Origin of the sequence: Actinoplanes rectilineatus, assembly GCF_000962825.1 — a bacterium.
Taxonomy (GTDB): domain Bacteria; phylum Actinomycetota; class Actinomycetes; order Mycobacteriales; family Micromonosporaceae; genus Actinoplanes; species Actinoplanes rectilineatus.
On record NZ_JZKF01000035.1, the window covers coordinates 1 to 23,128 of the forward strand.

The window sequence follows — 23,128 nt, forward strand, 5'->3', positions numbered from 1 at the left end:
GTACAGAACGGGTCGGCGTGGACCTTTACGGGACGGTCGGTCAAATTGACCAGGACGTGGGAGGCCATTCCCAGGCGGGTGCAGCCGGTGGGGCTGTCGTAGACCTTGACCGCTGTCAGTTCGGTGGCGAAGACGGTGACCCTGCCGGTGGCGGCCGCCGGATGGGGTGCCCGCGGGGCCGGGGAAGTCGGGGAAGCCAGGGAGGCTGGGGAGGCCAGGGAGGCTGGGGAGGCCAGGGAGGCCAGGGAGGCCAGGGAGGTCGGGGAAGCCGGGGAGTGCAGGGAGGTCGGGGAGGCTGGGGAAGCTGGGGAAGCCGGGGGAGTGGGTTCGGGCTTCTGGGTGTGCGTCTGGGTGTGCGTCGGCTTGGGCTTCGCGGTCGGTGTGGGTCGGGTGAAGAAGACCGTTGGCGTGGGTGTCGGCCCTGCCGGTGCGGCTGCCGTCGTCGCCGGTGACGTTGTTGGGGCTGCCTGGGCCGGGGTCGGCTGCGGGAACAGCAGGACCGCGGTGAGTAGCGTCGTGGCGTACCGGAGGAAGGTCATTTCGGGTCTCCCAGCGTGGGCAGGATCGCGTTCCAGAGGCGGAGCCGGGCGTGCAATGCCCGTTGTGCCGCGTCGGCGCATTCGCGCCAGCGCTTGTCGTCGTCGGCGCACAGGTCGACGAGCATCTGCATGGCCATCGGGGTGTGGTGTTCCTCGTCGAGTTCGACGTGGCGGGACAGGTAGGTGCGGAAGTCCGCGGTGCGCGGGTCGGCGTCCGTGGCTAGCAGGTCGGCGAACATGTCGGGGATGAGGTCTTCGCGGCCGAAGGCGAAGACGGCTGCCCGGGAGTGCACCGGCAGGTCGTGGATCATCTGCCAGGTGTCGGTGACGAAGTCGGTGGCGGCGGGTGGTACGGCTGCCAGGTGCAAGGCTTCGGGTACGTAGACGCCCTCGTCGAGGGCCGCGATGAACCTGTCGAGGGGGCCGGTGTCCGCGCCGAGCCCGGTCATGGCGCGCCGGTACAACTCGAAGTGGCTGAGGTACTCGCCGTTGATCTCGTCGCTCTCCTCGGCCAGCACGATGTCGTTGATCAGCCGTCGGACGACCGGGCTGCCTTGGGGGCGCCACGGCAGGCGTACCCCGGTGAGGTCGATCTGCAGGCTCTTGAGCAGGGACATGAAGTCCCAGACGGCGTAGACGTGCTGTTCGGCGAAGGCGGCGACCGCTGACCTGGTGGTGAGACGGTGGTAGATGGGGTGGGCGGTCACCTGGGCGCGGACGGGTTGGACGGCGGCGCGGATCCGGCTGATTCCCGGATGCGTGAGAGCCCAGTGGTATCTCGACATAAACCCTCATTTCGGATAAAACGCTCACATGCCTTATAGCACTGTGGATCCTGGTTATGTCTTCGATACCGACTTTCCCGACGAGGACGTCCGTCTCGCGCTGGGGGAACAGCTCTGGGACGGCATCACGATCGGGCGACTCGCCGAGATCGGCGTCGCCCCCGGATGGACCTGTCTGGAACTCGGCGCCGGCCGGGGTTCGGTGGCCCGCGCCCTGGCCGGGATGGTCGGCCCCGCCGGCCGGGTGGTCGCCACCGACCTGTACCCGGAGCGCCTCGCCGCCGCGCTCGACCGGGAGTCCGATCCGGACGGTCCGAGCGTCGAGGTGTGCCGGCACGACCTCGCGGCCGATCCGTTGCCGGCGGACCGGTTCGACCTGGTGCATGCCCGTCTGGTCCTGCAGCACCTGCCGCAGCGCCGCCGGGTCGTCGCGGCGATGGCCCGCGCCCTGCGGCCGGGCGGTGTCCTGCTGATCGAGGATACCGACGTCGCATCGCTGTTCAGTCATCCGCAGGAGGGGGAGGCGGGGTTCCTGAGCCGGGTCAAGGAGGCCGCCTACCGGGTGATGGCCGACGCCGGCTACGACCGCAGCTGCGGCCTGCGCAATCTCGAACTGGCCGGCGCGGCGGGGCTGTCCGACATCCAGGCGCGCGGCAACGCGCACGTGGTGCGGGGTGGCACGCCGGCCGCGCAGTGGTACGTCCTCTGGCTGCGGCACCTGCGCCCGGCGATGCTCGGGAGCGGTTACGCGACGGCCGCCGACGTGGACGCCGCCCTGGTGGCGCTCGCCGACCCGGGCAACGTCTGGCTCTCCCAGGTGATGATCAGCGTCAGTGCGCGGAAGGTGGTGGCCGACGTCGGCGTGCCGAGAGCCATGGCCGACGTCAGTGCGCGGAAGGTGGTGGCCGACGTCGGCGTGCCGAGAGCCATGGCCGACGTCGGCGTGCCGAGGGCGATGATCGGCGTCAGTGCGCGGAAGCCTGACTGATCACGGCGGCGGGCGAGGGCGTCAGGCCGGTGGCCGAGGCGATGCGGTTCCAGGCGTTGACCGCGGCGATCGTCCAGAGCAGCTGGGCGAGTTCGGTGGGCTGGAACCACTCGCCGGCCGCGGTCATCGCCCTCTCCGGCACGCCGGCTTCGCCGACGGCCGTGGTCACCGCTTCCGCCAGGGTCAGGGCGGCGCGCTCCCGCTCCTCGAATGCGGGGGTACGCCGCCAAGCTGCCAGTCCGTGCAGTGCCCGGTCGTCCACGCCCAGTGCCTGGGCCTCCCGCACGTGCAGGTCCACGCAGTACGAGCAGCCGTTGAGCTGGGACACCCGCACCTTGACCAGGGCGGCGATCCGTCCGTCGAGGCCGTCGGCGGCGGTGGCGGTGAAGGCGTACATCGCCCGGTACGTCTCCGGGGTGATGGCGGCAATGTCGAGTTCCGTCATTTTGCTGACCTTTCACGGGTTTTGTCCAGATTGTGGACGATTATGGACATAGTTGCCGACGTGAGTCACCCTGCGACACCAACCCCGGCCGACTGATGCCGGCCTCGCTGATCGTCGGGCTCGGCCGGGCCGGGAGCGGGCTGCACCTGCCCGCCCTGCACCGGCTCCCCGCCGCGATCCGGGCACCCGGCGATCCGGTCCTCGGCCTGGACCCGCACCTCGACCCGGGCGCCGACCTGCCCGGTCTGACCCGGGTCACCTCGGTCGCCGAGGCCGCGTCCCGGGCGGACGCGGCCACCACCGTGGTGCACCTGTGCACCCCGCCCACCGACCGGGCCGAGATCGCCGCCACCCTGGCCGCGTACGGGTTCCGTCGCCTGATCGTCGAGAAGCCACTGGCCGCCGACGAGGACGAACTGGACGCGCTGCTCGCCGTGATCCGCGAACACCGGCTCTGCGTGGTGCCGGTGAGCCAGTGGCTGGACAGCGCGCTCACCACCCGGATCGAGAAGATCGTCGCCGACGGTGAACTGGGCCGGCTCACCTCGCTCGCGTTCCGCCAGCACAAACCCCGGTTCGCCCGGGGCCTGCGGGACCGGGAGCACCCGACCGCCTTCGACGTGGAGGCGCCGCACGCGCTCGGCGTCGCGCTCTGGCTGGCAGGGGCCGGCCGGGTCCGCAACGCCGGCTGGGACGACCTGCGGACCGAGGACGGTCTCGCCCCGCGACTCGGCGCGGCCTGGATGACCCTGGCGCACGCCGGTGGGGTGCGGACCCGGATCGACTCGGACCTGACCGCGCCGATCCGGGAACGGCGGGTGCACGCCCGGTTCACCGGCGGCAAGCTGACCGGCTGGTACCCGTGCAGTGAAGCCGACCACCACGCGCAGCTGGTCGTCGACGACGGGCGGCGGCGGACCCGGGTGACGTTCGCGGACGACGCGATGAGCGCGTGCCTCGCCGACGCGTACCGGCACTTCGCCACGTCGGCCGGACGGGACATCGCCGGCGTGGCGTTCCGGCTCGCGGTCAACGCCGAGGTCGTGCGCCTGCTGGCGGAGGCGAAACGCCGAGCCGGAATGCGCGCCGGGCTGCAGGCCGGAACGCGCGCCGGACCACAGGCCGGACCACAGGCCGGAACGGGCGCCGGACCACAGGCCGGAACGGGCGCCGGACCACAGGCCGGAACGGGCGCTGGAATGCCGGCCGGGCTGCGCGAGGCGGTCCGGTGAGGCCGGGTGGGATCGGTGACGAGGCCGGCCGAGGACTGGACGCCCAGCTCGCCGCGCTCGACACGCTGGGCTGGCGGGAGCTGGAACTGCGGACCGTGGACGGGACCGCGATCGCCGACCTGGACGACCGGGCGTTCGACCGGATCGCCGGCCGGCTGGCGACCGACGGGATCACGGTGCCCTGCGTGGCGTCGCGGATCGGCAACTGGGCGCGGCCGGTCGACGGGGACTTCACCCTGGACCGGGACGAGCTGGCGCGTCTGCTGCCGCGGTGCGGGCGCCTCGGTACGCCGTACCTGCGGGTGATGTCCTGGCAGGCCGGGCAGGTGAGCGACGCGGAGTGGGGTGTCCTGGCCCGGCGGCGGCTGCGGGAGCTGTCCGAGCGCGCGGGCGAGGCCGGCGTCACCCTGGTCCACGAGAACTGCACAGGCTGGGCCGCGAAGGACCCGGACCGGATGCGCGAGCTGCTCCGGGCAGTGCCCGGCCTGCGGCTGCTGTTCGACATGGGCAACGGCATCGAGTACGGCTACCGCGCGCGCGACCTTCTCGGCGAGATCCTGCCGTGGGTGGTGCACGTCCACGTCAAGGATGCGGCCCGGGACGCCCGCGGGTGCACGTACACGAAACCGGGTGAGGGTGACGCCGACGTGGCCGGATGCCTGCGCACGCTGCGGGACCACGGCTATGCCGGGGTGTTGTCCCTGGAGCCGCACGTCGGGATGCGCCCGCATCGCGCGCAGAGCGTGCCGGACGCCGAACTGGCCGCCGGTTTCGTGGCCGCCGGGCGGGCGCTGGCCGAGCTGTGCCGGGAGGCCGTGCCGTGTCGTTGACCTCCGGCGACAAGCGTCTGCTGCTGGAACTGCTGGACATCCCGACCGTCAGTCCGCTGGAGGGCGGCCCGTCCCGGATGACCCGGGCGCTGGACCGGTACGTGTCCGCCGCCGCCGAGGCCGGCCTGGTCCCGGTGCACCATCGCGCGCCGGCGCCGGCCGAGCTGACCGGTCCGCTGCCCGCGCCGGTCCGTGCGGCGCTCGCCGATCCGGGATACCTCGCCGGGCAGCCCAGCCTGGTGCTGCGACTCGGCCCAGAAATGCCGGCCGAGCGGACGGTGATGTTCAACGTGCACCTGGACACCGTCGCCGGGGTGTGGCCGGCCGGGTTCGACGGGCGGAGGTTCTCCGGTCGCGGCGCGATCGACGCGAAGGGCCCGGCGGTGGCGTTGCTGGCCGGTCTGCGCGCCGCCCGGTCGACGGTGGGCGGCCTGGGCAGCGGATTCGGGGTGCTGGTGCAGGTGGTCGCCGGGGAGGAGGGCGGCGCGCTGGGCGTGATCGGCACCCGCCCGCTCGTGGAGGCCGGGTGGACCGGGCGTCTCAACGTCTTCTGCGAACCGACCGGCGGACGCGCGCTGCGGTCGTCGACGGCTGCGGCGACGGCCCGGATCCGGGTGGCCGGCGAGGACAGCGTCGATGACCGGCCGGGTGACGGGCACAACGCCACCGTGCTGCTCGGGTTCCTGGCGCAGCATCTGGCCCGGACCGTGCCCGGTCTCTGCGTCGCCGGCCTGCACACCGGTGATCGGCACAACCGGGTCTACGGCGGCGGCGACCTGCTGCTGAACCTTCCCTATCCGGACGCGGCGTCGGGTGTCGCCGGGGTGGCCGCCGTCGAGCGGGAGGTGGCGGCGGGCCTGGAGCTTTTCATCAGCATATTTGAAGAAATTCCCGGAATGATACTCACGGCTCGGGACGCTACGGCGATCACCACGGTCCGGTGGCTGAAACGCGATCTGCCGACCCTGGCAGCGGCCGAGGACCCGTTCCTGGACGGGCTGCTCGCCGCCGCCGACGTCCCCGCCTGGCCGGCCGGCGAGCCGGCGTTCACCTGCGACGCCATCTGGATGAGCAGCGGCACCTCCACGGTGATCCTCGGCCCCGGTGACCTGGCCGCGAACCGTGCCCACAGCGACGACGAATTCGCCGACCTGTCCGACCTGGACGCCTACGCCGCGACGGTCACCCGCGTGCTGCACGCCTTCGAAGGAGCAATCCCATGACACAGACTGTGGACGACCGTACGGTCCTGGTCGCGCACGACGACCTGCTGACCTTCGTGACCGCGGTGTTCACCGGCCGGGGCGTCCCGGTCCATCGGGCGCACCGCGCCGCCGACGCCCTGTGCTACGGCGACCTGACCGGCATGACCTCGCACGGCGTGGTCAACCTGACCCGGCTCTACCTGCCGCTGTTCGCTGACGGCCGGGTGGTGGCCGGCTCCGAGCCGCGGATCGTCTCGGACTGTGGCGCGGCCGTGCTGATGGACGCGGACCGTGCCCTGGGCCTGTCGGTCGCCGGTGAGGCGATGGACCTGGCCGCCGACCGGGCCGCCATCCTCGGTGTCGGCCTGGTCTCGGTCCGCGGCCTGACCCACGTGGGCTGCGCGGGACGGCACGCCCGGCGGGCCGCCGAGCGGGGCATGGTCGGGATCCTGGCCTCCAACTGCGGACGGCAGCGGATCGTGCGCCCGCCCGGCGGCGCGGTGCCGATGCTGGGCACCAACCCGCTCAGCGTGGCCGCCCCGGCGGTCGGCCGGCACCCGTTCGTCCTGGACATGAGCACGTCGGTGGTGCCGACCGGCCGGATCCGGGCGGCGCAGCGGGCCGGTCACAGCATCCCGGCCGGATGGCTGTGCACCGACGGCGGCCAGCCGGTCACCGACCCGGGGGCGTTCGACCGCGGCGAGGCGCACCTGCAGTGGCTCGGCGGCGGCGCGCAGACCGGCGGTTTCAAGGGGTTCGGCCTGGGGCTGGCGGTGGAGATCCTGGCCGCGCTGGTGTCCGGATCGGGCCGCGGCCCGGACGCGGCGGCGGTCGCCGGGGACCGCGGACGCGACGACGACATCGGCCTGCTGGCGGTGGCCATCGCCCCGGACGCGCTGCGTGACCCGGCGGCGGTGGCGGCCGACGCGACGGCCCTGTTCGACAGCCTGATCGACTGCCCGCCGGCCGGGACCGACCCGGTCCGCTACCCGGGCTGGCTGGAGGGGGAGCGGGCCGCGTACCGGCGGGCCGGCGGGGTGCCGATGCCGGCCGGGCTGGTCGACGAGCTGGACGAGGTGGCCCGGGCCGAGGGTGTCCGGCCGGTGGTCCGGTGAGCCGGCCGCTGCGGGTCGGCCTGGTCGGACTGGGGGTGATCGCCCGCTACTACCGGGCGGCGCTGGACCGCAGCCGGGACGCCGAACTGGTCGCGGTCTGCGACCGGGACCCGAGCCGGTTCGCCGACTACCGGGGTGTCCGGCACCGGTGCACCCGGCACGAGGAACTGATCGCCTCCGGCCGGGTGGACGCGCTGGTGATCACCACGCCGAACGACAGCCACGCCGTGATCGCGGGCGACGCCCTGGCCGCGGGCCTCGCGGTGTGCGTGGAGAAGCCGCTGGCGGTACGCCTGGCCGACGGTGAACGACTGCACCGGCAGGCCCAGGCGAGCGGCGGGGTGCTGATGACCGCGTTCCACCGGCGGTACAACGCCGGACTGCGGGACCTGCCGTCCGGGATCACCGGGATCACCGTGCGTTACCGGGAACGGATCGAGGAGCACGTCGGCGAGGACGCCTGGTACCTCGATCCGCGGCGCTGCGGTGGCGGTTGCGTGGCGGACAACGGGCCGAACGCGTTCGACCTGGTCCGGTTCTGCTCCGGGGACGGTGCGGTCCGGCTGCTCGGCGCGACGGTCGAACGGGACGCGGAGGGGGTCGACCGGCGGGCCGACATCCGGTTGGAGGCGCTGTCCCCGGACGGGCGGGTGATTCCGGCGCGGGTCGAGCTGGACTGGGCGTATCCGGGGGAGCACAAGGTGGTGGAACTCGACCTGGCCGGCGGGGGCCGCCACGTGGTGGATCTGCTGGCGGGCCACCCCGGGTTCAAGGAGTCGCTCTGGCACGAATACGAGGGCATCGTCTCTGATCTCGTCAAGAATCCGGACCTGACCGATGCCGGGCTGTCGGCACTGCGCCTGGTCGACGCGGTGTACGGCGCGGAACTGGCGGCGGCCCGGTGAACCCGCACGAGGACGGCCCGAAACGGGTCGTCGAGGCGGTGCTCGTCAAGGTTCTCACCCACCGCCGCGACGACAGGGGGATGACCCTGGAGTCGTACGCCAGCCGCTGTGTCCGCCGGGGTGAGGTGCACGAGTTGCTCACCACCGACCACGAGTACACCGATCCGCGGATGGACCGGGTCAGCTTCCTCGGGTTCGCCGAGGTCACCACGGCCGGGGTGCTGGACCGCGGCGACGAGGTGCTGGCCGGTGACCGGGTGATCGGCACGGTGCTCGGGTTCGACGCCTGCCACTTCCCGAACCACTACAACATCCTGATCCGCCGGGACACCCCGGTCACCGGGCCGGAGCTGGGCCTGACCCCGGAGGCGGCGATCAGTTTCCGACAGGCGAGGGGGTCGTGATGGACCGGGTGATCGTCGCCGGTGGGGGCATGGGCGGTCTGCTGGCCGCCCACGTGCTGCGCCGGCACGGGGTACGCGAGGTGCTGCTGATCGAGCCGGACCCGGGTTATCCGGACGGCGGGATCCGGTCCGGCGTCCCGCAGGGCCCGCAGCTGCACGTGCTGCTGCGGATGGGCGGTGAGCTGCTGGAGCGCTGGCTGCCCGGGATCGGCGCGGAACTGGCGGGGGCCGGGGCGACGCCGTGTGGGGTGGGCCGGACCGCGGTGCTGGCGATCGACGGCCGGGCGTTCCCCGGGGACGGCACCGAGACGCTGCTCGGGGTGAGCCGGCCGATGCTGGAGGACGTGGTGCGGCGGCGGGTGCTCGCCGACACCGGGATCCGGGTGCTGCCGGACCGGGTGGCCGGTCTGCTGCTGGCCGGCGACCGGGTGACCGGGGTGCGCACGTCGTCGGGGGAGTGCCTGGACGGCGTCTGTCTGGTGGTGGACGCGACCGGGCGGTCCGGCGGGCTGGACCGGTGGTTGCAGCGGGCCGGCCGCGGTGTGGTGCCCAAGCAGCGGATCCGGCTGGATCTGGGGTACTCGACGGCGTACTTCACCCGGGCCGGGGACGAGATGGACGGCCTGCACCTGGTGAACCATGCCCGGTCGGCGGCCCACCGCAGGCCGGGGGTGGGTTCGATCGCCGCCTACGAGGGTGGCCGCTGGGGCGTGATGATGAGCGGGTTCGGCGACGACCGGCCGCGGCCCTGCGCGGACGACTTCCTGGCCCGGGCCGCGCGGGAGTCGTCGCCGTACTTCCGGCGGGTGTGCCGGCGCGAGAACCTGCTCGGGCCGGTGCACACCTATCACTTCCCGGGGCAGGTACGCCGGGACTGGCATCGTCATCCGGGTCTGCCGTCCGGGGTGCTGCCGATCGGTGACGCGGTGGCCTCGTTCAACCCGGTGTACGGGCAGGGCATGACGGCGGCCGCGTTGCACGCCTCGGCGCTGGACTCCTGGCTGGCGTCGGGTCCCGACCCGGCCCGCCCGGCCACCCGCTATCTGGGTTGTCTGCGGGTGGTGACCGACGTGGCGTGGCAGGCGACGGCGACCCAGGATCTGCGGCTGCGTCATGTCACCGGGGACCGCCCGCGGGACTGGCTGCTGGTGCGCACCCTGGGGGAGCTGGTGCGGCTGGGGGCGATGCGCGATCCGGAGATCTCCCGGGACTTCCTGCGGGTGACCGGTCTGCGCGCGCATCCGAGTCTGCTGGCCACCCCGCGGATGCTGGTCCGTGCGCTGGCGGCGCTGATGAGCAGGTGACGCGGTGTGCCCCTGCACCAGGGGCACACCGCGCGGTTCTCAGCGTCCGAGCAGCGGGACGTCGAGCTTGCCCTCGTGGTAGTCACGGACCGCCTGGACCAGTTCGTCGGTCGTCAGCGTGCCGCTCTTGTTGCTGTCCAGCCGCTCGAACAGCTGCGCCGGGTCGTTCGGGACACCGATGGCGTTGAGCCAGCGGGCGAACTCGTCCCGGTCGACCTCACCGTCGTCGTCCTCGTCGGCCAGGTTCGCCACCGCGGCGATGCACGGGCGCAGCACCTCGGCGAAGCCCTGCTCGCCGCGGTCCAGCATGGACTTCTCGCTGGCGGCGTTGAACTGCTCGGGGTTCAGGGCACCGGTCTCGGCGATACCGCCGGACTTGGCCGCGATCGTCCACATGTTGCGGTAGGCGTCCAGGACGGCCTTGCCCTTGGTGGTGGTCTCCGCCTCGCTGAACGAGGAGAGGATGCGACGGGCCTCGGCTTCGTAGTCGGACTTGTCGACCTGGCCGTCGCCGTTGGCGTCCCACAGCTCGAAGCGCTGTTCCAGCCGCTGACGCTGAATGGTGTTCGCTGACATGGTTCCTGCCTTTCCTCGATGAAAGGGATATTGCTTACAAAGAGTTACACCATGACTCCTCTAAGTAGCTGAAATTCGGGATGAACGGCGCGCGTCGGATTGCACCAAATTTTCCGGTATGTCACGTTCGTGCCATGACTGTCACGCAGGAACCGGCGCGCAGCGCCCGCATCCCGTTCTTCACCCAGGCGGCGATGTTCACCCGGACGTGGCCCTCGATCAGCGCCCGCCTCGACGGCGTCTACGCCGACGGGAAGTTCTCGCACGGCACCGGCGTCCGCGACTTCGAACACGCCCTCGCCGCCTGGACCGGCGCCCGCTACGCCATCGGCGTCAACTCCGGCACCGACGCCCTGGTCCTGCTCCTGCGGGCCGCCGGACTGCGCCACGGCGACGAGGTGGTGGTCCCCGCGTACGGGTTCGTCGCCACCGCCTCGGCCGTGGTCCTGGCCGGCGGCCGCCCCCGCTTCGCCGACATCGACCCGGCGGCGTACGCCCTCGACCCGCACGCCGCCGAGGCCGCGATCACCCCGGACACCCGGATGGTCCTGCCCGCGCACATGTTCCACCGCCTCGCCGACCTGGCCGCCCTCACCGCCGTCACCGAACGCCACGGCCTCACCCTGGTCGAGGACAGCGCCGAAGCGATCGGGATGCGCCGCGCGGGCCGGCACGCCGGGCTCTTCGGCGCCGGTGGCGTGCTGTCGTTCTTCCCCAGCAAGACGCTCGGCGCCATCGGCGACGCCGGCGCGGTCCTCACCGACGACCCGCGGATCGCCGAGCGGGTCACCGCCCTGCGCCACCACGGGCGGCCCGGCCCGACCCTGGCGGACTTCGCCGCCATCAACACCGGCAGCGAGCACTGGGGTCACAACTCCAAGATGGACGACATCCAGGCCGCGGTGCTGCACGCCAAGCTGGCGAGCCTGGACGCGGCCATCGCGCGACGGCGGGTGCTCGCGGACGCGTACACGAGAAGGTTGTCGGGTCTTGCCGGTGTCCGCCGCCTGCCGGAACCGGCACACGGCGAGGAACCGGTGTTCTACGTCTATCTGATCGAGGTCGAGGACCGCGACGCCCTGGCCCGGCACCTGGCCGCCGCCGGCATCGGCACCGAGGTCTACTACCCGCGCCCGCTGCCCCTGCAGCCCTGCTTCGCCGACCTCGGCCACCGGCCCGGCGAGTTCCCGCACGCCGAGGCGGCCTGCCGGCACGCGCTGGCCCTGCCGCTGCACCCGGACCTCGGCGACGACGAACTGGACCGGGTCTGCGAGCACATCGCCGCGTTCTACACCGGCGGTGCCCGATGATCCCGTTCTTCCCGCCGGACCTGTTCGACGACGACCGGCCGGTCTTCGACGACCTGCTGCGGCAGCTCGGCGCCGAACCGGACCAGCAGTTCATCCTCGGCCCGCGGACCGCCCGGCTGGAGGCCGCGCTCGCCGTCGAGACCGGCGCCGCCGACGTGGTGGCCTGCGGCAGCGGCACCACCGCGCTGACCATGCTGCTGCACGCCCTCGGCGCGGGACCCGGCGACGACGTCGTGGTGCCCGCCTTCGGCTGCGCACCGCTGGCCGCCGCGGTGATGGCGATCGGCGCCACCCCGGTCTTCGCCGACATCGACCCGGTCACCCTGACCCTCGACCCGGCCGCCGCCGAGGCCGCGATCACCCGGTGGACCACGGTACTGATCGCGGCACACCAGTTCTCGGTGATGGCCGACATGCCACGGCTGCGCGCGGTCGCCGACCGGCACGGCCTGAAACTGATCGAGGACTCCGCGGTCGCCCAGGGCGCCCGCCTCGGCGGTGTTCCGGCCGGGCTCTGGGGCGACGCCGGACTGTACTCGTTCGTGCAGGTCAAGACGTTCGGCATGCCGGGGGAGGGCGCGGTCGTGGTGACCGGCGACCCGGAACTCGGCCGGACCCTGCGGCAGCTGCGCAACCACGGCCAGGACGGCGTGACCCGTTTCCTGCACCACCGGATCGGATGGAACAGCCGGTTCGACGAGATCCAGGCGGCGTACCAGCTGCACCGGCTACCCGGACTGGCCGCCCGCCTGGAACGCCGGGCCACGATCGGCCGCTACTACACCGGGCGGTTCGCCGGCCTCGCCGGCCGGGGCATCCAGGCGCCGCCGGACACCGCCGACGGGCGCTGCTACTACGTCTACAACCTGCTCGCCGACGACCGCGACGCCCTGGCCGCGCACCTGGCGGCGGCCGGGGTCGGCACGCACGTCTACTACCCGGTCGCCCTGCCCCGGCAGCGGGCCTTCTCCGCGTCCGTCCCGCGGCGGGCCACCTGGCCGGCGGCGGAGTCCGCCGCCCGGCGCTGTCTGGCCCTGCCGATCTATCCGCACCTCACCGACGACCAGGTCCGGCACATCGCCGACGCGGTCCGCGCGTTCGTCCCGCACGGTGCGGCGGTGCGGCCATGACGGTCTTTCCCGGGGTACGCCCCACCGTCGGCGCCTATGCGCGGCTCGCCAAACTCGACGTCTTCGACTACTACCTGGCCGTGCCGCTGGCCTGGACCCTGCTCCCCGGCCCGGCCGCGACCGACCCGCGGATCCTGGTGACGCTGCTGCTCTGCCTGGCCGGCACGGTCGCGCTGCTCGGCGCGGGCGTCGCGCTCGACGACATCACCGGGTACGCCGACGGCAGCGACGCCGCGAACTACCGGTCCGACGCGGCCAACCGGCGACTCGCCCGCAAACCGCTGCTCACCGGCGAACTGACCGTCGACCAGGCGCGCGCCTTCGCGATCCGGTCCGCAGCCGCCGGACTGCTCTGCTGGCCCGCCGCGTGGGCGCTGAGCCCGGGACGGCCGGCCGGGCCACTCGTGCTGATGGCGGTGTGCGCGGCGCTCGCCCTCGGCTACTCGGCCGGACCGAAGTTCAGCTACCGCGGCGGCCAGGAACTGACCCTGGTCGGCTTCGGCGCCGGGGTGCTGGTGATCGCGTACGGGCTGGTCACCGGCCAGATCACCGCCGGGCTGGTGGTGCTCGGCGTGCTGTTCGGCATCGGTCCGCTGATCTTCGGCCTGTACGCGAACGCCGGGGACGCCGCCGGTGACGCGGCCGCCGGGCGCCGCACCCTGGCGACCATGGTGACGCCGCGGGCGTACCGGCTGGTGATCCTGCTGGTGGTCCTGCTCGAGACCGGGGTGCTGGCCGGCGCCGTGCTGACCGGGATCTCACCCCCGCTGCTGGCCGTCGTCTACGCGCCGGTACTGGCGCTGCGCGGGGCACAGACCGGGATCGGGCTGGTCCTCGGTGATGGTCTCGCCGCCCGCAGACTCGGCATCCGTACCCATCGCCTGGGTGTGTTCCTGATCGGTCTTTCCGCTCTGCTCGGGGAGGTCCTGCCGTGACCGACATCGACGTCGCCGTGGTCGGCGCCGGACCGGCCGGGCTCGCGGTGGCCGACCTGCTGCGCCGGGCCGGACGGGACGTGCAGGTCTTCGAGGCGGAGACCGTGGTCGGCGGGCGGATGGCCACGCTGCGCCGCGACGGCTGGACCCTGGACCGCGGCGCCGAGTTCCTGTCCCGCCGCGGCTACCCGGCCACCTGGCGGCTCATCCACCGGTTCGGGCTGCGGCCCGGCACCGACGTGCTGCGCATGCCGGGGGTCGCCGCGACCTGGCGCGACGGAGTCGCCTACCCCGGACTCGCCGACCCGTTCTCCCGGCACGCCGGAGGTCTCTCCGCGCGCGGCCGGGCCGCCCTGCTGCGCTTCGCCGCCGACCTGGCCCGGCCCTCCGCCCGGCTCGACCCGGACCATCCGGAACGCGCCGGTGTCGGCGCCGCGACCGTCGCCGACCTGGCCGCGCGGTACGGCGGCGAACTCGTCGACCGACTGCTCGCGCCCCTGGTCGCGGGCATGTTCGGCTGGCACGCCGACCGCAGCGCGGCCGCGCCGTTGCTGGCCAACCTGGCCGCGGTCGGCGGGCAACGCCACTGGCGGACCTACGCCGGCGGCATGGACACCCTGGCCCGCCGGATGGCCGACCGGCTGCCCGTCCACCTCGGGGCGCCGGTCCACGAGGTGGTCACCGACGCCGGAACGGCACGGGTGAGCGTCGGGACGCGTACCTGGACGGCGACGACCGTGGTGATCGCCCTGCCGGCACCCCTCGCCCTGCGGGTGCACCGCAACCCGGACCCGGACGACCTGCCGTTCCTGGCCGCGGCGACCTACACCCGGGCGATCCGGCTGTCCTGCCTGCTGGACCGGCCGGTGCACCCCGCCGGCCGCACCCCGGTGCACATGCTCGCCGTGCCCGAGGCGGAGAGCCCGCTGCTCACCGGCCTGCTCGCCGACCACCTGCGGCACCCCGGCCGGGTGCCGCCCGGCAGGGGCCTGGTCTCGATGCTCGTCGCGCCCCGCGTCGCCGGTGACCTGCTCGACACCGGCGACACCGAGCTCACCGACCTGCTCACCACCGAGGCCGCACGGTTCCTGCCCGGCCTGCGCGCCGCCACGCTGGCCACCGTGGTCAGCCGGTTCCGGTACGCGCTGCCGGAATGCACGCCGGCCGCGCTCGCCCTGCGGCCGGCGTTCCTCGACCGGCCGGTGCGCACCGTCGAGTACGCCGGCGACTGGCTCCTGCAACGCCCCAGCAGCGAGGGCGCCCACCGGTCCGCCGAACTCACCGCCGGCCGGCTGTGCGCCGGCCGTTCCGTACCACTCCCGGAGGTCGTCCGATGAAACCACTGGACCTGGGCACCCTGTTCGACACCCTCGCCGACCGGAACTCACCCACCGTCGTCCACCTCGAACGACCCTTCGACGTCGCACCGGACGGCGGCACCGCGTACACGATCCCGGACCTGGCCGGACTCGTCCGCGACCTGGCCGCCGGGATCGCCGCGGCCGGAGTCCGCCCCGGCCAGCACGTGGCCGTCTGCAAGCCTAACCACTGGGACATCATGCTGCTGGCCTGCGCGGCCATCCGGATCGGCGCGGTACCCGCCCTGCTCTCCGACCACCTGTCCGCCGCCGCGCTGCGGATCCTGCTGGAACGCCTCGACCCGGCCCTGCTGATCGCCGGACCGGACACCGGCTGGACCGGCCGCACCGTCGCGGTGCGGGACCTGCGGGGAAGCGGCGCCGACCCGGTGGTGCACCGGCGCCCCGACGACGCGCCGCTGATCGTCAACCACACCTCCGGCACCACCGGCGTACCCAAACTGGTGGTGCACTCGACCGCCACGCTGATCCGGCGGCTCGCCGACTTCGAGGCCAGCCCGATGCCACTGCTCACCGCCACCCGTAAGGACGTGGTGGCCAGCGCCATCTCGTTCGCGCACGGACGGGCCGTCACCTGGACGCCGAGCGCGCTCTGGCACCGGCCGCGGAAACTGCTGATCGTGACGGGCGACGATCCGCGTACCGCCCTGCCGCTGTTCACCGAACACCGGCCGACCATCGTCGAGTGCCTGCCCGCCACCTACGTCCGCTGGCAGAACGACGCCGCCGCCCGCCGGCACGGCCCGTTCCGCGACGTCCGCCTGTTCATCAGCACGTTCGACGCGGTGCACCCGAGCACCGTCCGCGGCTACCTGGCCGCCAGCCACCGCCGGTTCCCGCTGTGGCTGCAGGGCTGGGGGCAGACCGAGACCGGACCGCTCACCCTGCGCGTGATGACGCGGCGGTCCGTCGACCGCCGCCGGCTGCGCCCGACCACCCGGCACCTGGGCTGGCCGGTGCCGTTCCGGACCCGCCTCAAGGTGGTCGACCCGGAGACCCTGATCGACCTGCCCGCCGGTCAGCCCGGCCTGATCCTGGCCCGGACCGGCGCCCGCTGCCTCGGGTACGTGGCCGAGGAGGAACGCTGGCACAGCAAGGTCGACGGCCGCTGGTTCCACACCGGCGACATCGGCCTGGTCGACCGGCTCGGCGGGGTCCGGCTGCTGGACCGCGAGGTGGACACCGCGCCCGGCCTGAGCTGCATGGAGATCGAGGACCTGATCGACGACCGGCTGCCCGAGGTGACCGAGTGCGTGCTGCTCGGCAGCCCCGGACGGCTGCCGCTGCCGGTGCTGACCACCACGAGCGGCCGCCTCGACGAGGACGCCTGGGCGGAGGCGGTGGCCGACCTGCCGCCGCTGGGCCGTCCGGTGCTGCTGCCGGAGGGCGACATGCCGCGTACCGCCACCGGCAAGGTCCGCCGTCTCGAACTGCGCGGACGGCTGGCCGGTCTCGCCGCGGGCCACGGCAGCGGCCGCTGGACGTAGGCCTGGACGCTCGCCCGGGACCGCCGCCTCGACCAGGTGGTGGTCCTCGGCGCGTCGCACCCGCGGTAAAGGACTTGCCGGGGTGATCGGGGAGCTTGTAACGTGCGGGCGTCCGTGACACGGCCCGAGGAGGTGAGACCCATGAACGCTGTCGCTGTGGGTGCTCCCCCTGCCGTCACGGCCGGGCGATCGACGTAGGTGTCGCCGGGAGCGCCAGAGGCACTCCCGAAAGGCAACACCCATGCTTGTGTACGACGTGATCATCGCCGGCGCCGGTCCGGCCGGGACGATGCTGGCCGCCGAGCTCAGACTCCACTATGTGCGGGTCCTCGTCCTGGAACGCGACACCGAGCCGGTGTCCGCGGCCCGGATCGTCAGCCTGCAGATCCGCAGCCTCGAGATCCTCGCCATGCGCGGCCTGCTGGACCGGATCCGCGCCCACGGCCGGCAGCGCCCGGCCGGTGCCTACTTCGCCGCCATCGACAAGCCCGCCCCGCCGCATCTGGACACCGCCCACGGCTATCTCCTGGGCGTGCGACAGCCGGTCCTCGTCGACCTGCTCGAACAGCACGCGATCACGCTCGGCGCGGAGGTCCGCCGTGGCGCCGCGGTGACCGGATTCGACCAGGACCCGGACGGGGTGACCGTCGCGTTGGCCGACGGCTCCCGGGTGCGGGCGCGCTATCTGGTCGGCTGTGACGGTGGGCGCAGCAGCGTACGCAAAATCCTGGGTGTCGGTTTTCCCGGCGAACCCGCCCGGTTCGACACGCTGATGGGTGAGGTGCGCTCGGACCTCGACCCCGGCGGGATCGCCGCGCGGGTGGCCGAGATCCGCAGGTCCCGGCCACGGTTCGGCTTCGATCCGATCGGGGCGGGCGCCTACCGGGTGCTGATCCACGAGGTCCCGGTCGGCGATCACCGCGAGCCGCCCACCGCCGAGGATTTCCGCGAGCATCTGCGGGCCGTCGCCGGTACCGACTTCGGCGTCCACGCCGTCGGGTGGTCGTCCCGGTTCGGCGACGCCACCCGGCTGGCCGACAGTTATCGGGTGGGGCGGGTGCTGCTGGCCGGCGACGCGGCGCACATCCACCCGCCGATCGGCGGCCAGGGCCTGAACCTGGGGCTGCAGGATGCCGTGAACCTGGGGTGGAAACTGGCCGCCGAGGTCCACGGCCGGGCGTCTGACACCCTGCTGGACACCTACGAGTCGGAGCGCCGCCCGGTGGCCGCGGAGGTGCTGGCCGCCACCCGTGCCCAGGTCGCCCTGCTCTCCCCGGGCCCCGGGGCGGAGGCGTTGCGCAGGCTGTTCACCGAACTCATGGACCTCGACGAGGTGAACCGTCACCTGCTCGAGAGGATGACCGGCATCGGCATCCGCTACGACTGCGGTCCCGGTCCCGACCTGCTGGGCCGTCGCCTGCCCGACCCGGACGGCCGCTTCCATCCGGTGATGCACCGGGGCCGTGGGCTGCTCGTGGACCGGACCGGCACGCTGACGGCCGGTGCCTGGTCGGACCGGGTCGACCGTCTCGGCGACCGGGACCCAGGCCCGTCGCTTCTGGTACGCCCGGACGGCCACGTGGCCTGGATCGGTGCCGAGCAGCAGACCCTGGATGTTCATCTGGCCCACTGGTTCGGGCGAGCGGAAGTCCACAGTGCTGTCTAGGCTGTTTCGTTGAGGAAACAAATAGCTCTACGGAAGAAGGCGCTGTGAAGATCGGAATCGGTATCCCGAACCAGATCGCGAACGTCGACCCGGCGATCATCCCCGAGTGGGCGCGCCGGGCCGAAGCGGCCGGCTTCTCGTCGCTCGGCACGGTCGGCCGTATCGCCTTCCCCGGTGTGATGGACACCGTCGCCCTCGCCGCGGCCGCCGGCGCCACCAGCACCATCGGCCTGTTCACCAATGTCCTGCTCGGCCCGGTCTGGCCGGCCGTCCTGCTCGCCAAGGAACTGGCCGGCATCGACGGCGTGTCCGGCGGACGGCTCACCCTGGGAATCGGGCTTGGTGGGCGCGACGACGACTTCGTCGCCGAGGGCCGCGGACCGCGGGGCCTCGGCAAACGCTTCGACGCCGACCTGGAGACCTACCGGGACGTATGGGCGGGCAAGAACCTGCCCGGCAGCGACCAGCCGGCTGTACCCGCCGGCACCCGGCAGATCCCGCTGATCTTCGGGGGCAACGCGCCGGCCACCTTCGCCCGGGCGGCCCGCCTCGGCGAGGGGTACGTCGCCGGCTCGGTCCCGGCCGCGTACGCCGCCCAGCCCTTCGACGCGATGCGGGCCGCGTGGAAGGAGGCCGGCCGCACCGGCGAGCCCCGCCTGATCGGCATCGGCTACGCCACGATGGGTGACCTCGAGGTGGCCAAGGCCAACGTCCACGAGTACTACAAGGTCATGCCGGAGTTCCTCGACCTGGTCCTCTCCGGTGTCACCGGTGGTGCGCAGGCCATCCGTGACGCCGTCAAGATCTACGAGGATCACGGCGCGGACGAATTCATCATCAACCCGGCCACCACCGACCTCGACGAGATCGAGCGGATCGCCGAGGTCGTCCTCTGATCCCATCCCGGGGCCGGCCCGGCGTCCGCCGTGGGCCGGTCCCGGGTCACAGCAGGGTGTCGATGAGCTTGGTGGCCCGCTCCTCGTGCTTGTCGTACGCGTCCGGCAGCGCCGACCGCTGCACCGCCTGCGCCGCCTCGCCGAAGTCCTTGTCCTCCCAGTCGTCCACCTTGAGCAGCCGGTCGTAGAAGACGTCCGCGGCGTACGTCGGGTTCATCAGCTCCTTGACACTGCCCCACCCCTGACTCGGGCGCTGCTGGAAGACGCCGAGCGAGTCGAAGTCGTCGCCGGTCCCCTCGTGCGGCCGCCTGAGGGACGCCGGGATGGTGGTGTTGGCCAGGTTGCGCAGGCTGGACTCCTGCAGACCGGTCATCAGCGCCACCTGCATCGCCCGGCGGGGGAGTTTCCGCTTGCGGGCGACCTCGACGATCACCACCGCGTTGTTCATCTGCGTCTGGTTGAGGCCGGCGATCGGCTCGGGTGGTCGGGTCGACTTGGACGCCTTCGGTGTCGCCTTGGCGGAACCGGACGGCGCCGCGGCGGCGGACGGCTTGGCCGAGGCGCTCACCTGCGGGGCGACGCCCGCCTGGGCCCGCGGAACTTCGACCGCGTCGTCCGGCCCCTGCAGGAAGGCAGCGTCGATGATCAGCGGCATGTCGGTCAGGCGGTCGGTGCCGCCGACGGCCACGAACCCGCCCACGGTGGCCGAGAGGAGGCTCACCGCGATCAGGACGGATTTCGTACGCCCCGACCGCCGCGCCCGATGCCGGCGTTTGCGGCTCGTGGACCAGTCGTTCGCGTACATGTTCGGCCCGGAGCCGGACCACGAGTTGTCGTCCGAGTCCAGGTATGCGACACGCTGCCGCCGATACTGCCCGGGCTCATCCGGGTCAGTCACTCCTTCGGGGCGCGCTGTTTCGTCGGTTCCTGTGGGATGATCCGAGTACGCCGGATTCACGAACGAGACCATCCTTCCGCATGCCTGCAGTTCTTCCCTGGCAATACGGTGGCTGTGTGGTCTTCGGATCAATCCCGTGACGAACTAGATGTTGTAACCTCCGGACACCTCGATGTCCTGTGCGGTCACCCACGCGCAGTCCGGGGTGAGCAGCGTGGCGATCACCGCACCGATGTCGTCGGGTTCGCCGACCCGGCCCAGCGCGGTCTTCGCCGCCAGAGCCGGGATGACCTCGGGATATCGCTCGAAGGCGTCGTCGGCGATCCGGGTCCGGGTGGAGCCGGGCGAGACAGCGTTGACCCGGATGCCACGCGGGCTCAGCTCCTTGGCCAGATACCTGGTCAGGACCACCAGGGCACCCTTCAGTGAACCGTAGGCGGAGTAGCCCGGCTCCAGCCCACTGAACGACGCGGAGTTGCTGGCCACGTTGACGATCGCCCCGCCGTCGGCGAGCAGCGGCAGGAGCGCCTGGGTCAGGAAGTACGGGCCTTTCAGGAGCACCCGCTGGAGGTCGTCGAACATGGCCTCGGTGGTCTCCGGGAACGGTGCCGAACCACTGGCACCCGCGTTGTTGACCAGGAAGTCGAAATCGTCGCGCTGCCACGTCGAGCGGAGGGTGGCGGTCAGCGCGTCGCGGAAGGTCGGAAACGATGTGGACTGCCCGAGATCGAGCGGCAGCGCCACGGCGGTGCCGCCCTCCTTCTCGATGGTGGCGACGGTGTCCCGGGCTCCGGCCGGATTACCGCGAAAGGTCAGGATGACTCCGGTGTCGCGACGGGCGATGTGGACGGCGGCGCTCTGTCCGATCCCGGAGCTGGCACCGGTGATGACAGCTACCCGCATGATCGGACCGCCTTGTCGCCGGACAGCAGACGGGCCAGCCAGTCGCCGCGGGTCCGGCGCGCGGCCACCGCGATAGCGGCGTCAGGGAAGAGCGCGTCGAAACCGTGGCACCCGCCGGACCAGACGTGCAACTCGGCGCTGCCGCCGGCGGTCCAGATCCGGTTCGCGAACGTGACCGTCTCGTCCCGGAACACCTCGGCCGAACCGCAGTCGAGGTAGGTGGCGGGCAGGCCGGCGAGGTCACCGGCGAGCGCCGGTGACTCGTACCAGGAAAGGGACCGCCAGGCGAAGGCGTTGGCCTCCCGGGTCCAGACGGCCGGTACGCCGGAGAACTGCCGGGCCGAGACGGTGTCGTTGCGGTGGTCGAGCATCGGGCCGATCAGGATCTGGCCGGCGATGGTCGGTCCGTTCCGGTCGCGGGCCATCAGGGTGACGGCGGCCGCGAGCCCGCCGCCCGCGCTGGCGCCGGCCACGATGATCCGCTCCGGGTCGATACCGAGTTCGGTGGCGTGCTCGGCGATCCAGGTCAGGCCCCGGTGGCAGTCCTCGGCGGCGGTGGTGCCGGTGAACTCGGGCGCGAGCCGGTAATCGACCGTGACGACGACGGCGCCGAGCCGGTCCTGCCACTCCAGAGGGATGTCGATCTGGGACCAGCGGTTGCCCATCACCATGCCGCCGCCGTGGATCCAGTAGACGCAGGGTGCGTTCGTGGCCGGAGCGCCCTCCGGCCTGATGATCGACAAAGTGTCGCCGATGTTCTCCACGGGCCGCTCCGGCGGGGGTGCGTCCGCAAACGTGCGGATCATGTCCAGGGAGGAGGCGGTGAGGTCCGGCATCGCCGGCATTCCGGCCAGCAGGGTGGAGAGTTCCGGATCGTAGCTGGGGCGCGTGGTGACCCGCAGCAGCGGCTGCAACGCGGCGACCAGGGCCTGCGCGGGTGCGGTGCCGAAGAAGGCGCGGTGGGCCGCCTCGCTGGTCCAGCCCTCGGTGACGTGGATCGTGTCCGGGTCGGTGTCCGAACGGTCGACCACGAAGGTGACACAGTCCGGATGGGGCACGGCGGGCGCGTCGTTCAGCAGCGCCACCACCTCGTCGCCGTGGCCGGGCAGGGCGGTCACCGTGGCGTGGAATCCGTAGCCGCTGTCCATGCTCATTCCTCGCTCACTCCTCTCAACGGGGTAACTTGGTTCCTCTATGGAATCAGCATTGACAGCGAAAACGTTAGAATGAAGCTCCTCCATGCTTGCCTGATCCTGCCATGAGGTGCCCATGAGTCTCGACGAGCTGCGCTCGCTCATCACCCGTCACGCCCGCGACGACCAGTCCACTGACATCGATGACGTGCTGCTCTCCCGGATCGCCGACCAGGAGCCGGAGACACCCTCGATGACCGGCACGGTGCTGGCGGTGGTCGCGCAGGGGACGAAGCGTCTGGCTTTGGGAGATCGTCTTTACGAGTACGGGGCGCAGCAGTATCTCGTGGCCTCCGTCGACCTGCCGGTGACCGGCGAATTCCTCGGCATCTCCCCGGAACGGCCGGCCCTCGGGGTCGGCCTGATCCTGCGTCCGGCCGAGGTCGCGGCGCTGCTACTCGCGGCCGCCCCGGGAGACCTGCCACCGGCTCCGGCCGGCCCGCCGTCGGCGCTCGCGGTGAGCGACGCCCCGCCCGAACTGCTGGACGCGGTGCTGCGCCTGGTTCGCCTGCTCGACAGCCCGCGGGACGCGGCGGTACTCGCGCCGCTGATCAAACGGGAGATCCTCTGGCGGGTGATCACCGGAGACCAGGGCGCCGTGGTCCGGCAGTTCGGTCTGGCGGACAGCGGCCTGACCCAGGTGGCACGGGCGGTGCGGTGGATCCGCGAGCACTATGCGGCGGCGTTCCGGGTGGCTGATCTGGCCCAGCTTTCCGGGATGAGCGTGTCCGCATTCCATCGCCACTTCCAGGCGGTGACCGCGATGAGCCCGATCCAGTTCCAGAAGCAGATCCGGTTGCAGCAGGCCCGCCTGATGCTGGCCGCGACACCGGCCGACGTGGCCGGCGTGAGCCGCCGCGTCGGCTACGAGAGCCCGTCCCAGTTCAGCCGCGAGTATCGCCGCCAGTTCGGCGTCGCCCCCAGCCAGGACACCAGGGCCGGCCGACTCATCGACGCTGTGCGGTAAGACGCCACGGCCGTTGAGTTTCCGCGAACTCCTCCG

The 23,128-nt window shown here is 72.5% G+C and carries 22 protein-coding genes and 1 pseudogene; 16 read left to right on the forward strand and 7 right to left on the reverse strand.

All coding sequences use genetic code 11. The annotated features are described in order from the left end of the window. Window positions 1-539: pseudogene (locus tag WH85_RS53145) on the reverse strand (hypothetical protein); the annotation flags it as partial. Further along, complete coding sequence (locus WH85_RS24785) at window positions 536-1,324, reverse strand: DUF3050 domain-containing protein (RefSeq protein ID WP_045744394.1); 789 nt, start codon at window positions 1,322-1,324, stop codon at window positions 536-538. The pseudogene WH85_RS53145 and the gene WH85_RS24785, both read right to left, overlap by 4 nt. A gap of 28 nt (window positions 1,325-1,352) precedes the next feature. Between WH85_RS24785 and WH85_RS47385 the strand changes: the two genes are divergently transcribed. Beyond that, window positions 1,353-2,312, forward strand: coding sequence for a class I SAM-dependent methyltransferase (locus tag WH85_RS47385; protein ID WP_083449237.1), 960 nt, complete (start codon window positions 1,353-1,355; stop codon window positions 2,310-2,312). Here the strand turns inward: WH85_RS47385 and WH85_RS24795 are convergent. After that, complete coding sequence (locus tag WH85_RS24795) at window positions 2,290-2,757, reverse strand: carboxymuconolactone decarboxylase family protein (RefSeq protein ID WP_045744395.1); 468 nt, start codon at window positions 2,755-2,757, stop codon at window positions 2,290-2,292. The two genes, WH85_RS47385 and WH85_RS24795, sit on opposite strands and share 23 nt — an antisense overlap. A 95-nt stretch (window positions 2,758-2,852) precedes the next feature. Between WH85_RS24795 and WH85_RS24800 the strand changes: the two genes are divergently transcribed. From WH85_RS24800 to WH85_RS24830, 7 genes are read left to right on the forward strand one after another with little or no spacing between them, the layout of a single operon-like run. Continuing rightward, window positions 2,853-3,989, forward strand: a complete 1,137-nt coding sequence (locus WH85_RS24800; protein ID WP_052720775.1) for a Gfo/Idh/MocA family oxidoreductase — start codon at window positions 2,853-2,855, stop codon at window positions 3,987-3,989. Then, entirely contained in the window at window positions 3,986-4,819 is an 834-nt protein-coding gene (locus tag WH85_RS24805) for a sugar phosphate isomerase/epimerase family protein (RefSeq protein WP_045744396.1), read from the forward strand. Before WH85_RS24800 ends, WH85_RS24805 begins: the two co-directional genes overlap by 4 nt. Further along, window positions 4,810-6,042 carry a M20/M25/M40 family metallo-hydrolase gene (locus tag WH85_RS24810; protein ID WP_045744462.1) on the forward strand — a complete coding sequence of 411 codons (1,233 nt, stop codon included), beginning with the start codon at window positions 4,810-4,812 and terminating at the stop codon, window positions 6,040-6,042. The genes WH85_RS24805 and WH85_RS24810 overlap by 10 nt, the downstream gene beginning before the upstream one ends. Next, on the forward strand, window positions 6,039-7,139 hold the full coding sequence (locus WH85_RS24815) for an Ldh family oxidoreductase (protein ID WP_045744397.1): 1,101 nt from the start codon (window positions 6,039-6,041) through the stop codon (window positions 7,137-7,139). Before WH85_RS24810 ends, WH85_RS24815 begins: the two co-directional genes overlap by 4 nt. Then, the gene (locus WH85_RS24820) at window positions 7,136-8,044 is read left to right on the forward strand and encodes a Gfo/Idh/MocA family protein (protein ID WP_045744398.1); all 909 of its coding nucleotides are present in this window, start codon (window positions 7,136-7,138) and stop codon (window positions 8,042-8,044) included. The genes WH85_RS24815 and WH85_RS24820 overlap by 4 nt, the downstream gene beginning before the upstream one ends. Continuing rightward, a complete protein-coding gene (locus WH85_RS24825) occupies window positions 8,041-8,448 on the forward strand; it encodes a DUF6917 domain-containing protein (RefSeq protein ID WP_045744399.1) in 408 nt (135 codons plus the stop codon). The genes WH85_RS24820 and WH85_RS24825 overlap by 4 nt, the downstream gene beginning before the upstream one ends. Further along, window positions 8,448-9,752 carry an NAD(P)/FAD-dependent oxidoreductase gene (locus tag WH85_RS24830; RefSeq protein WP_045744400.1) on the forward strand — a complete coding sequence of 435 codons (1,305 nt, stop codon included), beginning with the start codon at window positions 8,448-8,450 and terminating at the stop codon, window positions 9,750-9,752. Before WH85_RS24825 ends, WH85_RS24830 begins: the two co-directional genes overlap by 1 nt. 39 nt (window positions 9,753-9,791) lie before the next feature. On the opposite strand, the gene WH85_RS24835 is transcribed toward WH85_RS24830, so the two are convergent. Next, window positions 9,792-10,328: an EF-hand domain-containing protein gene (locus tag WH85_RS24835; protein WP_045744401.1), complete on the reverse strand. Its 537-nt coding sequence runs from the start codon at window positions 10,326-10,328 to the stop codon at window positions 9,792-9,794. 134 nt (window positions 10,329-10,462) lie between these two features. Between WH85_RS24835 and WH85_RS24840 the strand changes: the two genes are divergently transcribed. The 7 genes from WH85_RS24840 (at window position 10,463) to WH85_RS24870 (ending at window position 19,131) form a co-directional block, all read left to right on the forward strand. Then, window positions 10,463-11,638: a DegT/DnrJ/EryC1/StrS family aminotransferase gene (locus WH85_RS24840; protein ID WP_045744402.1), complete on the forward strand. Its 1,176-nt coding sequence runs from the start codon at window positions 10,463-10,465 to the stop codon at window positions 11,636-11,638. Further along, window positions 11,635-12,768 (forward strand): DegT/DnrJ/EryC1/StrS family aminotransferase, encoded by a 1,134-nt coding sequence (locus tag WH85_RS24845; RefSeq protein WP_045744403.1) that lies wholly within the window; start codon window positions 11,635-11,637, stop codon window positions 12,766-12,768. Before WH85_RS24840 ends, WH85_RS24845 begins: the two co-directional genes overlap by 4 nt. Then, a complete protein-coding gene (locus tag WH85_RS24850) occupies window positions 12,765-13,703 on the forward strand; it encodes a UbiA family prenyltransferase (RefSeq protein WP_045744404.1) in 939 nt (312 codons plus the stop codon). The genes WH85_RS24845 and WH85_RS24850 overlap by 4 nt, the downstream gene beginning before the upstream one ends. Next, entirely contained in the window at window positions 13,700-15,040 is a 1,341-nt protein-coding gene (locus WH85_RS24855; RefSeq protein WP_045744405.1) for a protoporphyrinogen/coproporphyrinogen oxidase, read from the forward strand. The genes WH85_RS24850 and WH85_RS24855 overlap by 4 nt, the downstream gene beginning before the upstream one ends. Beyond that, window positions 15,037-16,569: a class I adenylate-forming enzyme family protein gene (locus WH85_RS24860; RefSeq protein ID WP_045744406.1), complete on the forward strand. Its 1,533-nt coding sequence runs from the start codon at window positions 15,037-15,039 to the stop codon at window positions 16,567-16,569. The genes WH85_RS24855 and WH85_RS24860 overlap by 4 nt, the downstream gene beginning before the upstream one ends. Window positions 16,570-16,816: 247 nt before the next feature. Then, complete coding sequence (locus WH85_RS24865; protein WP_211275436.1) at window positions 16,817-18,235, forward strand: FAD-dependent monooxygenase; 1,419 nt, start codon at window positions 16,817-16,819, stop codon at window positions 18,233-18,235. A gap of 44 nt (window positions 18,236-18,279) precedes the next feature. After that, on the forward strand, window positions 18,280-19,131 hold the full coding sequence (locus WH85_RS24870) for an LLM class flavin-dependent oxidoreductase (protein WP_045744408.1): 852 nt from the start codon (window positions 18,280-18,282) through the stop codon (window positions 19,129-19,131). 46 nt (window positions 19,132-19,177) lie between these two features. Here WH85_RS24870 and WH85_RS47390 read toward each other — a convergent pair whose 3' ends face one another. The 3 genes from WH85_RS47390 to WH85_RS24885 form a co-directional block, all read right to left on the reverse strand. Continuing rightward, window positions 19,178-20,029 (reverse strand): hypothetical protein, encoded by an 852-nt coding sequence (locus WH85_RS47390; protein ID WP_052720777.1) that lies wholly within the window; start codon window positions 20,027-20,029, stop codon window positions 19,178-19,180. Window positions 20,030-20,173: 144 nt separating this feature from the next. Beyond that, window positions 20,174-20,932 (reverse strand): SDR family NAD(P)-dependent oxidoreductase, encoded by a 759-nt coding sequence (locus WH85_RS24880; protein WP_045744409.1) that lies wholly within the window; start codon window positions 20,930-20,932, stop codon window positions 20,174-20,176. Further along, complete coding sequence (locus WH85_RS24885; protein WP_245674077.1) at window positions 20,923-22,086, reverse strand: alpha/beta hydrolase fold domain-containing protein; 1,164 nt, start codon at window positions 22,084-22,086, stop codon at window positions 20,923-20,925. The genes WH85_RS24880 and WH85_RS24885 overlap by 10 nt, the downstream gene beginning before the upstream one ends. 115 nt (window positions 22,087-22,201) lie before the next feature. Here WH85_RS24885 and WH85_RS24890 point away from each other — a divergent pair, with 115 nt between their 5' ends. Continuing rightward, window positions 22,202-23,092, forward strand: a complete 891-nt coding sequence (locus tag WH85_RS24890; RefSeq protein WP_045744410.1) for an AraC family transcriptional regulator — start codon at window positions 22,202-22,204, stop codon at window positions 23,090-23,092. The last annotated feature ends 36 nt before the right edge of the window (window positions 23,093-23,128 follow it).